The 14114-nt window shown below is 68.9% G+C and carries 9 protein-coding genes; 6 read left to right on the plus strand and 3 right to left on the minus strand.

The window, feature by feature from the left end:
• Positions 1–104: 104 nt before the first annotated feature.
• Positions 105–2468, minus strand: a complete 2364-nt coding sequence (locus tag AC3A4E_RS16120; RefSeq protein WP_487632693.1) for a S9 family peptidase — start codon at positions 2466–2468, stop codon at positions 105–107.
• A gap of 179 nt (positions 2469–2647) precedes the next feature.
• Here AC3A4E_RS16120 and AC3A4E_RS16125 point away from each other — a divergent pair, with 179 nt between their 5' ends.
• The 5 genes from AC3A4E_RS16125 to AC3A4E_RS16145 all read left to right on the plus strand — a co-directional run bounded on the left by AC3A4E_RS16125 (position 2648) and on the right by AC3A4E_RS16145 (position 9679).
• Positions 2648–4045: a cytochrome ubiquinol oxidase subunit I gene (locus AC3A4E_RS16125; protein ID WP_487632500.1), complete on the plus strand. Its 1398-nt coding sequence runs from the start codon at positions 2648–2650 to the stop codon at positions 4043–4045.
• Complete coding sequence (gene cydB / locus AC3A4E_RS16130; protein WP_487632501.1) at positions 4045–5064, plus strand: cytochrome d ubiquinol oxidase subunit II; 1020 nt, start codon at positions 4045–4047, stop codon at positions 5062–5064. The genes AC3A4E_RS16125 and cydB overlap by 1 nt, the downstream gene beginning before the upstream one ends.
• Positions 5065–5162: 98 nt before the next feature.
• Positions 5163–5435, plus strand: a complete 273-nt coding sequence (locus AC3A4E_RS16135) for a YcgL domain-containing protein (protein WP_465075121.1) — start codon at positions 5163–5165, stop codon at positions 5433–5435.
• Positions 5428–8733, plus strand: a complete 3306-nt coding sequence (locus AC3A4E_RS16140) for an ankyrin repeat domain-containing protein (protein WP_487632502.1) — start codon at positions 5428–5430, stop codon at positions 8731–8733. The genes AC3A4E_RS16135 and AC3A4E_RS16140 overlap by 8 nt, the downstream gene beginning before the upstream one ends.
• A 79-nt stretch (positions 8734–8812) precedes the next feature.
• A complete protein-coding gene (locus AC3A4E_RS16145; protein ID WP_487632503.1) occupies positions 8813–9679 on the plus strand; it encodes an energy transducer TonB in 867 nt (288 codons plus the stop codon).
• A gap of 92 nt (positions 9680–9771) precedes the next feature.
• On the opposite strand, the gene rho is transcribed toward AC3A4E_RS16145, so the two are convergent.
• Together rho and trxA are read right to left on the minus strand one after the other, a co-directional pair.
• Positions 9772–11583: a transcription termination factor Rho gene (gene rho, locus AC3A4E_RS16150; protein ID WP_487632504.1), complete on the minus strand. Its 1812-nt coding sequence runs from the start codon at positions 11581–11583 to the stop codon at positions 9772–9774.
• A 212-nt stretch (positions 11584–11795) separates the two neighbouring features.
• A complete protein-coding gene (trxA, locus tag AC3A4E_RS16155; RefSeq protein ID WP_487632505.1) occupies positions 11796–12122 on the minus strand; it encodes a thioredoxin in 327 nt (108 codons plus the stop codon).
• A 206-nt stretch (positions 12123–12328) separates the two neighbouring features.
• Between trxA and rhlB the strand changes: the two genes are divergently transcribed.
• A complete protein-coding gene (gene rhlB / locus AC3A4E_RS16160; protein ID WP_487632506.1) occupies positions 12329–14095 on the plus strand; it encodes an ATP-dependent RNA helicase RhlB in 1767 nt (588 codons plus the stop codon).
• Positions 14096–14114: the final 19 nt, after the last annotated feature.

Here is a 14114-nt window from a genome sequence, read left to right on the forward strand (position 1 = left end):
GGTCCGTGCGGCGCTTGACCGGTGTTTTTCGAGGCGAGCCGTCATCGAGACGGCCGCCTTCTCGGGAGCATGCAGATAGAAAGTTCAGAATCTTCTGATCTGCATCACGGCTTGAGCGTGCGCTCGAACAGTTCGTAGATGCGGCGGTACTGGTCGTACCACGAGGCCGGGTGCTGGTAGGCGTGGCGCTCGAGCGGGTAGCTCGCCAGTTCCCACTTGTCCTTGCGCAGCTCGATCAGGCGCTGCGCCATCATCACCGAGTCCTTGTAGAACACGTTGTCGTCGATCATGCCGTGCGCGATCAGCAGGTTGTCCTGCAGGCGGTCGGCGTATTCCATCGGCGAGGACTTCAGGTACGCCTCGGGGTCGATGTCCGGCGTGTTGAGGATGTTCGCGGTGTAGGCGTGGTTGTACTGCGACCAGTCGGTGACCGGGCGAAGGGCGGCGCCGGCCTTGAACACGCCGGGCTCGCGGAACAGCGCCATGAAGGTCATGAAGCCGCCGTAGCTGCCGCCGTAGATGCCGACGCGGTCGCGATCGGCCTGGTGGTTGTCGACCAGCCAGTCGATGCCGTCGAGGTAATCCTCGAGCTCGGGATGCCCCATCTGCCGGTAGATCGCCGTGCGCCAGTCGCGGCCGTAGCCGGCAGAGGCGCGGAAATCGAGATCCAGCACGATGTAGCCCTGCTGCACCAGCAGGTTGTGGAACATCTGCTCGCGGAAGTAGTTCGGGTAGCGATCACTGACGTTCTGCAGGTAGCCGGCGCCGTGCACGAACAGTACGACGGGATACTTGCGGCCCGGCTCGTAATTCTCCGGCGCGTAGAACTTGCCCCAGACCGTGCCGGCGCCGTGCTTGGACGGAATCTGCACGTACTCGGGCTGCAGCCAGTCGTGCGCCTTGAACTCGGCCGTGCGGGTGTCGGTGAGCACGCGCACTTCGCCGCCGGCGACGTCGGCCACGGCGAGCTGCGGCGGCGTGTAGCTGCTGGAGGTGCGCAGCAGGAGGCGGGTCTCGTCGGGCGACAGCGCGAAGTCCTCGATACCGCCGGTCTTCGTGAGTTCGCTGACGGTGCCGCCATTCGCGCTGCAGACCTCGTACCGGCCCGGCCACTGCTGGTTGCACAGGAAGAAGAAGCGGCTGCCGTCGCGCGACATCACCGGCGACGACACTTCCCACTGGCCCGAGGTCAGCGCGCGCGAGCGGCCGCCGTCGTTGAGATACAGATGCGAGTAGCCGGAGGTTTCCGACAGGAACCACAGCGTGCGGTTGTCGGGCAGCCAGCCGAACTCGTTGAAGTCCCAGTTGATCCACGCGGCGTCGGTCAGGCGGTCGCGGGTCTGCAGCGTCGCGCCAGCCAGGTTGACGGTGGCGAGCCAGCGGTCCTTGTTGTCGACCGAGTGGATCGACAGCGCGACGCTGCGACCGTCGTCGCTCCAGCGGATCGCACCGCCGCCACCGCCGCGGCCGTCGAGTTCCAGACGCACCGGACGGTTGCCCTCGAGCGCGTCCTGGCCGGCGGACCGGCGCAGATCGGCCAGCGGATCGGTGCCGATGCCGGGCAGGGTGTCGGTCTTCAGCTCACGCGCCTGGCCGCTGACCACGTCCACCAGCCACAGCGTGTGCGGCAGCGGATCGTTGCGGCCGACGCGCGTGCGCACGTCCTCGAATTCTTCGTAGCCCGATTCGGTGACGTACTTCGGCATCTTGCCGGCCTGGCCCGCATCACCGCTCTTGGCAGCAGTGACGACGATCAGACGGTCGCCGGCCGGCGACAGCGCGCTGCCGGCGATCGTGACGTCCTTGCCGAGGAACACCGGAGCGGGCGCGCGCGTGGCATCGCCACGGCGCCAGGTCTCGTTCTGCGTGCGCAGGCCATCGCGGCGGTCGCGCTCGACGCGCAGGGTTTCGATCATGCGCAGCTGGCGATCGCGCAGGTCATCGTCCTTCGGCGGCTTGGCCGGGTCGTCCTCGGCCTTGAGGCTGGCCAGCTGCGCGGTGCCGCGTTGTGCATCCCAGCCGAACCAGTCGTTGCCCGCGCGCCAGACCAGACCGCCGGTCGTCGACCACTGCGGCTGCGCTTCCGGCGCTTCGGTGCGCGTGACCTGGGTCAGCGCGCCGGTGCGCAGATCGCGCACGAACAGATCGCCGTTGCGCAGGAACGCCATGCGCGTGCCGGTGGCATCGATGATCGGGTTCTGCGCATCGAGATCGGCGCGCGCGCCGTCTTCGACACGGGCCGACGCACCGCCGGCGAGCGGCTGCTGCCAGGTCTCGCGGACACTGCTGCCTTCGCGCTTGAGCGTGTAGTACGCCGCCTGGCCATCCCAGCGCCACCACGCGCCTTCGACCGGGGCACCGATCCAGTCCGGATCGGCCATGATCCGCTCCATCGTCAGCGGCTGCGCCGGTTGTGCAAGGGCGGCGGGGGACACGAGGGCGCAGGCAAGCACCCAGCTCAGCGGCAGTCGACGCATTCGACGGTTCCGTAAAGCGGAAGGAGGCGGCAGTGTACCGGGCGTCGCCGGCGTCACGGCCCCGACACGGGTCATGCGCGCTGCGGCGGACGGTCGCGCGTCGCTGCGCCGCATCCCGTTTTCACGGTCCCGGTCGCACACTCGCGCAGCGCCGCTTATCGGAGCTCCGCTTGGACGCCCTGCTGCTGTCGCGGATCCAGTTCGGATTCGTGATCTCGTTTCATGTGCTGTTTCCCGCCTTCACGATCGGCCTGTCGAGCTGGCTGGCGTTCCTGGAATTCCGCTGGCTGCGCACGCGCGACCCGGTGTGGCGCGAGCTGTATTTCTTCTGGATGCGGATCTTCGCCGTGTCGTTCGGCATGGGCGTGGTGTCGGGCATCGTCATGAGCTTCCAGTTCGGCACCAACTGGTCGGCGCTGAGCATCGCGGCCGGCAACATCCTCGGGCCGCTGCTGGCCTACGAAGTGCTGACGGCGTTCTTCCTGGAAGCGAGTTTTCTCGGCGTGATGCTGTTCGGCTGGGGGCGCGTGTCGGAAAAGCTGCATTTCCTGTCGACGTGCCTCGTCGCGGTGGGCACGCTGATCTCGACGTTCTGGATCCTCTCGGCCAACAGCTGGCTGCACACGCCGGCAGGCTACGAGCTGATCGACGGTGTGTTCCATCCGGCCGACTGGATGGCGGTCATCTTCAATCCCTCGTTCCCGTATCGCCTGGCGCACATGGCGCTGGCGGCGTTCATCACCACATGCTTCGTGATCGGCGGCGTGGCGGCCTGGTATCTGCGCCGCGGCGAACACGTCGATGCGGCGACGCGGATGCTCAAGCTCTCGGTCGCATTCGCCGCGATCACCGTGCCGCTGCAGATCTTCGTCGGCGACCTGCATGGCCTGAAGACCGGTGAAGTGCAGCCGGTCAAGCTCGCGGCGATGGAAGCGCACTGGCACGAGAGCGCGCCCGGCGAGGGTGTGCCGTTGGTGCTGTTCGCGGTGCCGAACGTGGACGAAGAGCGCAACGATTTCGAGATCGCGATTCCGCGGCTTGGCAGCGTGATCCTGACCCACAGCTGGGACGGGACGATCGCGCCGCTGACCGCGGTGCCGCGCGACGAACGGCCGCCGGTGGCGCCGGTGTTCTATGCCTTCCGGGTCATGGTCGGCATCGGCATGGCGATGCTGCTGCTCACCGTGGTCTCGTTGTGGGCGTGGCGCCGCCGCTGGCTGTTCGAATCGAAGTGGCTGCTCAACACGTGGCGGCTGATGGCGCCGAGCGGCTTCATCGCGGTGCTGGCGGGCTGGTTCGTCGTCGAGATCGGCCGCCAGCCCTGGGCGATCCAGGGCCTGCTGCGGACTGCGGATGCGGTCAGCGACATCGACCGCAGCAGCGTGATCATTTCGCTCGGTGCGTTCTTCATTGCCTACGCCGTGGTGTTCGGCGCCGGCGGCGGCTACATCCTCAAGATGATCCGCAAGGGCCCGCAGCCGTTCGACGACGGCCCTGACCACGATGAGGGCGAACGCACGCCGATGCGGCCGATCTCGGCGGCCGACGGCCCGGTGGGAGACGACTGATGGACCTCGACCTGCAGACCGTATTGCCGGTGATCTGGTACGGCGTGATCGGCTTCGGCGTGCTGATGTACGTGCTGCTCGACGGCTTCGTGCTGGGCCTGGGCGTGCTGGCACCGTTTGCCGAAGACAGCGACCAGCTCGACCACATGATGACGACCGCCGCGCCGATCTGGGACGGCAACGAAACCTGGCTGGTGCTCGGCGGCGCCGGGCTGCTGGCGGCCTTTCCGAGCGCGTACGCCATCGTGCTGTCGGCGTTGTATCTGCCGGTGCTGCTGATGCTGATCGCGCTGGTGTTCCGCGGCGTCGCGTTCGAGTTCCGCTTCAAGGCGCAGCGCGGCAAGCGGTTCTGGGGTGTGGCGTTCGCGCTCGGCTCGCTGCTGGCCGCGTTCGCGCAGGGCGTGATCCTCGGCGCGCTGGTCGAAGGCATGCCGCTGGAGGAGGGCAAATACGCCGGTGGCGCGCTCGACTGGTTCAGCCCGTTCTCGATGTTGACCGGGGCGGCGGTGGTATTCGGCTATGCACTGCTCGGCAGCGGCTGGCTGATCCTCAAGACCGAAGGCCGGCTGCAGCAGATGGCGCGCACGCTGACCCGGCCGCTGGTGCTGGTCGTCGCCGCGTTCATGGGGCTGGTGAGTGCGTGGCTGCCGTTCCTCGACTCCGAGATCATGGCCCGCTGGTTCGAGGACGGGAATTTCTGGTGGCTGTCGCCCGTGCCGCTGCTGGCACTGGTCAACGCCATCTGGCTGTGGCGCGCGGCGATGCGCGAGGGCCGCGATGCGCGTCCGTTCCTGCTGACGTTGAGTTTCTTCGGGCTGGGATTCCTCGGGCTCGTGCTGGGCATGTGGCCGAACATCGTGCCGCCGTCACTGAGCATCTGGGAGGCCGCGTCGCCGCCGTCGTCGCAGGGCTTCGTGCTGGCCGGGCTGGTGGTGCTGCTGCCGTTGATCCTCGGTTACACCGCGTGGTCCTACCGCGTGTTCCGCGGCAAGGTGGCCGCCGACGCCGGCTATCACTGAACGCGGCGTCGACGGGCGCGGCATCCAGCGCAGGTCGCGCGATACCCAAGCCTCCGCTTTTGCCGCACAATCCAGCGTGTTTCCGCGGTTCTTCGCCCATGCACGCCTACGTCTACAAAAGCCAGCGCAAGGCGGACACCTATGTGTACCTCGCCGAGCGCGATGCGTTCGACGTCCTGCCCGATCCGGTGCGCGCGCAGCTGGGCGAACTGACCTTCGTGCTGGATGTGGCGCTGACGCCCGACCGGAAACTGGCGCGCGAGGATGTCGCGACGGTGCGCGAGAAGCTGCGCACGCAGAAGTTCCACCTGCAGATGCCGCCGCGGCTGGTCCACGATCCACTCACGGAGGACTGGGGCACCGATGCCTGAGTCCAAGCAGCGCCTGTCGTCCGGGTCCGGACGCGCCCTGATTCCGCTCATCCTCGCCGGCATCGTGCTGACCGGCCTGACCGTGCTCGGCGGCCCGCTGGCTGCGATCGCCGGTGCACTCGCACAACCGGCCTTCGCGTTGGCCGTGCGCGGTCTGCGCACCCGCGCCGTACCAGCCGGCCCTGCCTTGCGCACCGACCTGTGGTCGCTGGCCGCCGCCTGGGGTGGCGCCACGGTGGCGACCGCTGTGCTGGTCGCCTGGCCGCTGTCGGCGTTGCGGCACGGCGGTGAGCTCGGTGCGGCGCTCGCATTGAGCATCGCGGTGGGCCTGGCGGTCATCGGCTTCTGGCGCACCTGGCCGCTGTGGCACGCACTCGAACGCGATGGCGGCGACCTGCGCACGCACTGGCGCACGCTGTCGGAGCGCGAGACCGGTCACTGGCGTGGCGTCGGTGCGGCGTTGTGCGTGGCGCTGGTCGTCGCGCTGGTGCTGGCGCCGGCGTGGCTGTCCGGCGAAGCCGCACTGGGCACGCGTATCGCGCTGGCCGTGGCGACGCTGGTCGTGTGGTGCGCCCTGCATGCAGCACTGCAGCGGTTCGCGCCACCGGCCACGCTGTCGATGCCGATCGTCGAGATGCAGGGTGACCCGGCGGTGGCCCTGTTCGAAGAACCCACGGGCGCCGATCCCGCCGTGGCGCTGTATGCCGCGGCCCGTGCCGGCCGTGTGGATCGTGCGCTGGCGCTGATCGAGACCGGCGCCGATGTGCGCGCGCTGCCCGCAGCGGACGATCGCGACCAGCGCAGCCTGCCCGTCCTGGCCTCGGTACTGCCCGACCTGCGCCTGCTGCGGGAGCTGATCGCACGCGGTGTCGACGTCAACGCCGCCCACGCCGGCATGACGCCGCTGCTGGCCGCCACGCGCGACAGCTGGCATGGCCGCCCCGATGCGGTGATGACCCTGCTGGCCAATGGCGCGGATCCGCGGATCACCGACCACGAAGGCAACACCCCGCTGCACCTGGCTGCGCGCAGTTCCGATCCGGGTGTCGCGGCCCTGCTGCGCGACGCCGCCGCCGAACTCGAAGCCTGCAACCAGGATGGCCTGACCCCTCTCGGTACCGCCTGTGCATCGGGCAACTGGCGGCTTGCGAAGTTCCTGCTCGAGCGCGGCGCCCGCGCGGAGAGCGAGGGCGGCACACCCGCCCTGCTGGCCGCGGCCGGTGGCGACGAAGACGATGCGGCCGGCGTGCAGCTGCTGCTGCGGCACAAGGCACGGGTCGACGCGCGCGATGCGCAACGTCGTGGCGCATTGCATGTCGCCGCCTACCAGGGACACGACGACATCCTCGCCGCGTTGCTCGGCGCGGGTGCCGACGTGCGCGGTCGTGACAACGACGGCCGCACGCCGCTGCTCGAAGCCGCACGCGGTGGCCGGCTGGCGGCACTGGAGGCCCTGCTCGCTGCCGGTGCCGACGTGGCGGCAGTCGATATCGCCGGCCGCAACGCGGTCACGCTGGCCTGCACGGCCGAGCTGCCGTCCGCAGCGCTGGTGCAGCGTCTGCTGACACTCGAGGTGCCGGCCGACGTCGTCGATGCCGAAGGCCGCAAGCCGGTCGACCGGGCTGCCGAAGCCGGGCGCTGGACGCTGGTGCGCCTGCTCGACCCCGACTATCCGCTGCCGGCCAATCTCGGCATCGCCGGTGACGACGAAGACGCAGCGCCCGGCGACCGGACGCCGCTGTTGCTGCTGCGGGCCAGCCTGCGCGAAGGCCGGTTCGAGGATCAGGGGCCGCTGCTGCGGTTGCTCGGCCCGCGCGATCTCGGCGGTCTGCTGCTCGACCCCGACATGCCGCCGTCGCTCGAACGTATCGAATGGCTGCTTGCGCAGGGCGCCGACGTTGAAGCGCCGGATGCAGCCGGACAGCCCCCGCTGTGCGCACTGCTGTCCACAGCACCGCAGACATTGCCGATCCTGCAGGCGCTGCTGCGTCATGGCGCGTCGCCCGGCGGTGCCGGCAACCTCGCACGCTATCTCTCCGCCTGCGCCGGCGACGACCAGGCGGCGCGCGCGTTCGAGGCCTGCGCGCTCGACCTGCTGGCACGCGGCGCCGACCCGTTCATGGCTGCGCCCGGTGGTGATCCGCCGTTGTCGCTGGCGGTCCGGCTCGGCTGGCTGCGGCTGATCGAACGACTCGTCGCGCATGGGGTCGATCTCGATGCCCGCGACAGCCGCGGCATGACCGCGCTGCACCTCGCCGCCGCGCTCGGACGCGAAGCCGCGTTGAAGGTGCTGGTGCGCCACGGGGCGTCGCCGGCAGCGCGTGCGGCCGACGGCCAGACACCGCTCGGGGTCGCACTGTCTGCGGGACGACGCGATCTCGCCGACTGGCTCGACTGGCGTGGCTGGGCACTGCCGAGACGCGCACTGGAGCCGGCCGACCTGCCGTCGGCTGCCAGCGCCGGCGATGCCGATGCCGTGCGCCGGCTCCTGGATCTCGGGTTTCCCGTGGACACGGTGGACGGGCAGGGCTGCAGCGCGTTGCTGCGTGCATCCGGCGGCGGCCACCACGCGGTCGTCGATCTGCTGCTGGCACGGGGCGCCGATGCCGCGCTGGCGGCGCAGTCAGGCGCCACGCCGCTGTCGGCGGCGGTCAGCATGCGTCACGCCGCGATCGTCGACCGGCTGCTCGCCGCCGGGGGCTCGCTCGACCAGCGCCTGCCGGGCGAGGTCAGCGTGCTGATGCTCGCCGCGGCCCTGGGCCTGCCGGATCTTGCTGCGCGCCTGCTCACCGCCGGCGCCGACATCCATGCCACCGACGCGCAGGGCCTGACCCCATTGCACTGCGCCGCCCTTTACGGATTCACCTCGCAGGACCGCCCGCGCCTGCTCGCGCTGTTCGACACCCTGCTGCTGGCGGGTGCCGAGGTCGATGCAGCCGCGGCTGGCGGCGTCACCCCGTTGCTGCTGCTGCTCGGCGCCCGCGCCGAGCCGGGCACTGCCTGCGACGAGGACGTGGTGCTGGCGGCAATGGAGCACCTGCTCGACGAGGGTGTCTCGCTCGATTCGCAGGATCAGCGCGGCTTCGGCCCGCTGCATCTGTCCGGCCTGCACGGCCAGCTGCGGATCGCCCGACGCCTGCTGCGCGCCGGGGCCGATCCCGACCTGCGCGACACCCTCAACCGCACCCCGCGCGAGATCGCGGTGATGCGCGGCTTCATCGACGTCGCTGCGGAATTCGCCCCCGCGCAGAGCGGCGACGGCGTGTCGATGGCCCGGTTCCTGCGCGAGCAGCGCTGACCACCCGGGGTGTGCCCGGGCTTGTCCCGGACCCCTGGAGGCGGCACAGTCGGGCTCCGGTCCTCTGCAGGAAGCACCCATGAACCGCACGCTCGCAGCGATGCTCGCCATCGCGTTTCTCGCTGGCGCCACACCCGTCGCGGATGCCCAGAGCGCGCGACAGGCGCGTCAGGAAGTCGAGGCCTCCATGCTGGTGACAGGGCATGTCGATATCGATCGCGAGGGCAGGGTCAGCAGCCACGCGCTCGACCAGCCCGAGAAGTTACCCGAGCACGCCATCAGCCTGATCGAACGTGCGATGCCGGCGCTGCGGTTCGAGCCGGTCCTCGTCGACGGCGCGCCCGCGCTGGCGCGCGCGAAGATGAGCGTGCGGCTCGTCGCGACGCCGGTCGGTGACAGCGAAGGCAACATGCAGGTCCGCATCGCCAGCGCGCATTTCGGCGAGGAGTACTCGGATACAGATCGCAGCAGCGTGCGTCGATCCGACATGCGTCCCCCGCGGTACCCGATGAACGTCGCACAGATCGGCGGCAAGGGCACCGTCTATCTGCTGGTCAAGGTGGGCCGCGACGGCAAGCCCGAGGACGTGGTCGCCGAACAGGTCAATCTGACTGCGCTGGGCAATGCGCGGCAGATGCAGATGATCCGCAACACGCTGTCGAAGACCGCGATCGACAATGCACTGAAGCATTGGACCTTCGCGCCGCCCGATCAGGGTGACGAGACGACCCGTGATTACTGGGTCGTCCGGGTGCCGGTGCAGTTCTCGTTCAACGAGGACAGGGAAACCGCGTACGGCCAGTGGAGCGCCTACCATCCCGGTCAGCAGCAGCGCCCCGTCTGGGCCGCCCCGACGCCGCCGGGTTTCAGCCCCGACACCCTGGTGGCCGGCGGCGTGACGCCGGAAACCTCGCGATTCAAGCTGCTGACGCCGTTCCAGGGTTGAGCAGAGTCGCAGTCATTGCATGCCGCTCGTTTCCTCGAGACATGAAAAAAGCCCCGCAATGCGGGGCTTTTTCCTGAGCGATCAGCCGAGGCTCAGCGCTTCATCGACGAGAAGAACTCGTCGTTGGACTTCGTGCTCTTCATCTTGTCGAGCAGGAATTCCATTGCGGCGATCTCGTCCATCGGGTGGAGCAGCTTGCGCAGGATCCAGATGCGCTGCAGCAGGTCCGGCTCGATGAGGTAATCCTCGCGACGCGTACCCGACTGGTTGACGTTGATCGCCGGGTAGACGCGCTTCTCGGTGATGCGACGGTCCAGATGCACTTCCGAGTTGCCGGTGCCCTTGAACTCTTCGTAGATCACCTTGTCCATCGCACTGCCGGTGTCGACAAGCGCGGTGGCGATGATGGTCAGCGAACCGCCTTCCTCGACGTTGCGCGCGGCGCCGAAGAAACGCTTCGGGCGATGCATCGCGTTGGCGTCGACACCGCCGGTCAGGACCTTGCCCGAGCTCGGCACGACGTTGTTGTAGGCGCGGGCAAGGCGGGTGATCGAGTCGAGCAGGATGACGACATCCTTCTTGTGCTCGACCAGGCGCTTGGCGCGCTCGATCACCATCTCGGCGACCTGCACGTGGCGCGCGGCCGGCTCGTCGAACGTCGACGAGATGACTTCGCCGCGCACGGTGCGCTGCATCTCCGTCACTTCTTCCGGACGCTCGTCGATCAGCAGCACGATCAGGTGCACGTCGGGATGGTTGTAGGTGATGGCGCTGGCGACCTGCTGCATCATCATCGTCTTGCCCGCCTTAGGTGGCGAGACGATCAGGGCGCGCTGGCCCTTGCCCTGCGGGGCCATCAGATCGAGGATTCGGCCGGCGATGTCCTCGCTGGACCCGTCGCCACGTTCGAGCTTGAAGCGCTTGCGCGGGAACAGCGGGGTCAGGTTCTCGAACAGCACCTTGCCCTTGCTGGCTTCCGGCGGCTCGCCGTTGATCGTGTCGACGACCGACAGTGCGAAATAACGCTCGCCGTCCTTCGGCCAGCGGATGCGACCGAGCAGATGGTCGCCGGTACGCAGGTTGAAGCGGCGGATCTGGCTGGGCGAGATGTAGACGTCGTCCGGGCCGGCGAGGTAGCTCGCCTCGGCCGCACGCAGGAAGCCGTAGCCGTCGGGCAGGATCTCGAGCACGCCGTCGGCGACGACGCCTTCACCGTGACGGGTCAGAACCTTGAGCAGGCCGAAGATCACGTCCTGCTTGCGGGCACGCGCCACGCCTTCGATCGCGAGCTGGTCGGCGATGTCGAGCAGCTTGTGCGCCGGCATGCGCTTGAGGTCGCTCAGCGTGTACTGCGGGAAACCTTCCGGGATGTTCGGAGGCGGCAGGCGCTGGACATGATCGTTGCCACCGTCCTGCGGCAGGCCGTCATCGCGGCCACCGCCACGCGGACGGTCGCGCCGGTTCTTGAACCGGTCGCGGCGGTTGTTGCCCTGATCATTGTTGTTATTTCCACCACCACCGCCACCGCCGGCATTGCCGCCGTTGTTGCCGCGATTCTGGTTCTGCTGGCCGCCACCGTGCTGGCGCGGCTCGCCGCCCTGCTGGGCGTGGTGCTGGCCGGCGTTCGGCTGGCTGTTGTTGCCCTGGTTGCCGCGCTGGGCATCGCCCTGGCCGGATTCGCCGGATGTCTTCGGCGCCTCGGACTGCGGGGCGGCCGCCTGCGGCGGCGGTGCACTGGCAGGCGGGGCCTTGGGTGCGGCGGTGTCCCGGGTCGCCAACGGCAACTGGGACTGGGAATCGGGAGTCGCGGCGTCAGTGGCCTTCTTGGCCACGCGCGGCTTGCGCACGCGCTTCACAGCGGTGTCGCCCTCGGGCGTGCCGGGGTCGGATGTGTTGTCGGACAAGCGGAAAATCCTCGCTCGGTTGCGAGCGCCCGGGACGGGCGGCGGCAGGAAAACGGACAGTCGGGAATGACGCCAGATGGGTGCGGCGCGCGGTACACACGCCGGAGCAGGGCAAAACTAGCACTGCGACCAACCGGCGGCAAGCGTGGCCGCGCGGTCGGTTCAGACGACAGGACGCGCTCGGGCGGCCTGTCGCTGCGGTGGAACGGCCTTCAGAGGGCCTTGTCGATCATCTGCGCGAGCTGGGGCTTGCCGACGGCGCCAATCTGGGTGCCCTGCACCTGGCCGTCCTTGAACAGCAGCAGCATCGGGATCGAGCGCACGTGGTACTTCAGCGCCGTCTCCTGGTTCTGGTCGACGTCGATCTTCACCACCTTGGCGCGACCGGCATAGTCGCCTGCCAGTTCATCGAGCGCCGGGGCGATCATCCTGCAGGGGCCGCACCAGGGGGCCCAGAAATCGACCAGCACCGGGACGTCGGACTGCAGCACGGTGGCATCGAAATCGGAATCGCTGGCATGGATGACGGCGTCGGTCACGGGGGGCTCCGGGGGGCTGGGGCGCACTTGGAGGCAGTGGCGCCGGGAATGGATGTAAAATGGGGGATCGCCGACCGGAATCAAGGTGGCGCTCCTGCGGGACGACCCACGCGTCCTGCGCCCAGGCAGTCTGCCGTTGCGGCTGTCTCCCACGCAAGCACGCGGCGCCCTTTCAAGCTGGCGACGCCCGGACATCATTCCTACGCATGAGCGACAAGCCTCTTACCGACATCACCTTCTCGTCCTTCGACCTGCATCCGGCATTGCTTGCCGGGCTGGAAGAAGCCGGGTTCACCCGCTGCACGCCGATCCAGGCGCTGACGCTGCCGCTGGCCCTCAACGCCCGTGACGTCGCCGGCCAGGCCCAGACGGGCACCGGCAAGACCCTCGCCTTCCTGGTCGCGGTGATCAACCGCCTGCTGCAGAAGCCGGCGCTCGCCGACCGCAAGCCGGAAGACCCGCGCGCCCTGATCCTCGCGCCGACCCGCGAACTCGCCATCCAGATCCACAAGGATGCGGTGAAGTTTGGCAGCCACCTCGGGCTGAAGTTCGCCCTGGTCTACGGCGGCGTCGACTACGACAAGCAGCGCCAGATCCTCACCGAAGGCGCCGACGTCATCATCGCGACCCCCGGCCGCCTGATCGACTACGTCAAGCAGCACAAGGTCGTCAGCCTGCACGCCTGCGAGATGTGCGTGCTCGACGAAGCCGACCGCATGTTCGACCTCGGCTTCATCAAGGACATCCGCTTCCTGCTGCGTCGCATGCCGATCCGCACCGAGCGCCAGACGCTGCTGTTCTCGGCGACGCTGAGCCATCGCGTGCTCGAGCTCGCGTACGAGCACATGAACGAGCCGGAGAAGCTGGTCGTCGAAAGCGAGTTCATCACCAACGCCAAGGTCCGGCAGGTGATGTATTTCCCCGCCGACGACGAGAAGCTGCAGCTGCTGCTGGGCCTGCTGTCGCGCAGCGAAGGCGCGCGCACGATGGTCTTCGTCAACACGAAGGCATTCATCGAGCGGGTGGCGCGTGCGCTGGAGAAGGCCGGCTACCGCGTCGGCGTGCTCTCGGGCGACGTGCCGCAGAAGAAGCGCGAGAGCCTGCTGAAGAAGTTCCAGGCCGGCCAGCTGGAACTGCTGGTGGCGACCGACGTCGCCGCGCGCGGTCTGCACATCGACGGCGTCAGCCACGTCTTCAACTACGATCTGCCGTTCGATGCCGAGGACTACGTCCACCGCATCGGCCGCACCGCGCGCCTGGGCGCCGAGGGTGACGCGATCAGCTTCGCCTGCGAGCGTTACGCGCAGAGCCTGCCGGAGATCGAGGCCTACATCGAGCAGAAGATCCCGGTCGAGCCGGTGACTTCAGAACTGCTGACCGCGCTGCCGCGCGCGCCGCGCGAAGGCGTGGCGCCCGACGACGAAGACGGCGACAGCATCAGCGAGATCTTCAAGGAAGTGCGCGAAGCGCGCGCCGTCGAAGACGCCAAGCGTGGCGGTGGTCGCGGTGCGGGTGCCGGTGCCGGCGGTCGGGGTGCGCCCGGTTCGCGCGGTCCGCGTTCGGCGGGCAGTGGTGAAGGTCGTGGCGAGCGCGGACCGCGCAAGCCGCGTCCACCGCGTGTCGAAGGCGACGAAGCCGCGGCCGCACCGGCCGTTGCCGCTGCGCAGCCGGTGATCGATGCTGCCGGTACGGTCGCGCAGGCGATGCCGGACGAATCGCGTCCGCCGCGCAAGCGTCGTCGCCGTCGCGCCGGCAAGAAGATCGAAGGTGCCGAAGGCGCCGCGCCGCAGACCGGCGAGACGATCGCAGCCGATGCACCGAAGAAGCCGCAGGGCAACGGTGGCAAGGGTCCGCGCGAAGTGCGTCCGACCCAGCGTCCGGCACCGGCTGCGAAGTCGGACAAGGCGCTGTCGCTGTTGAGCCGCATCGGTCGCGGCCTGCGTCGCCTGGTCTCGGGTGACGACAAGCGCTGATCGCATGCCGCGGTGTGCG

It is taken from the genome of Luteimonas sp. Soil_N_1 (genome assembly GCF_057656255.1).

Coding starts and splice junctions, on each gene's coding strand:
- rhlB (WP_487632506.1), top strand. CDS start 12,329: ATGAGCGACAAGCCTCTTACCGACATCACCTTCTCGTCCTTCGACCTG.
- AC3A4E_RS16145 (WP_487632503.1), top strand. CDS start 8,813: ATGAACCGCACGCTCGCAGCGATGCTCGCCATCGCGTTTCTCGCTGGC.
- AC3A4E_RS16135 (WP_465075121.1), top strand. CDS start 5,163: ATGCACGCCTACGTCTACAAAAGCCAGCGCAAGGCGGACACCTATGTG.
- cydB (WP_487632501.1), top strand. CDS start 4,045: ATGGACCTCGACCTGCAGACCGTATTGCCGGTGATCTGGTACGGCGTG.
- AC3A4E_RS16140 (WP_487632502.1), top strand. CDS start 5,428: ATGCCTGAGTCCAAGCAGCGCCTGTCGTCCGGGTCCGGACGCGCCCTG.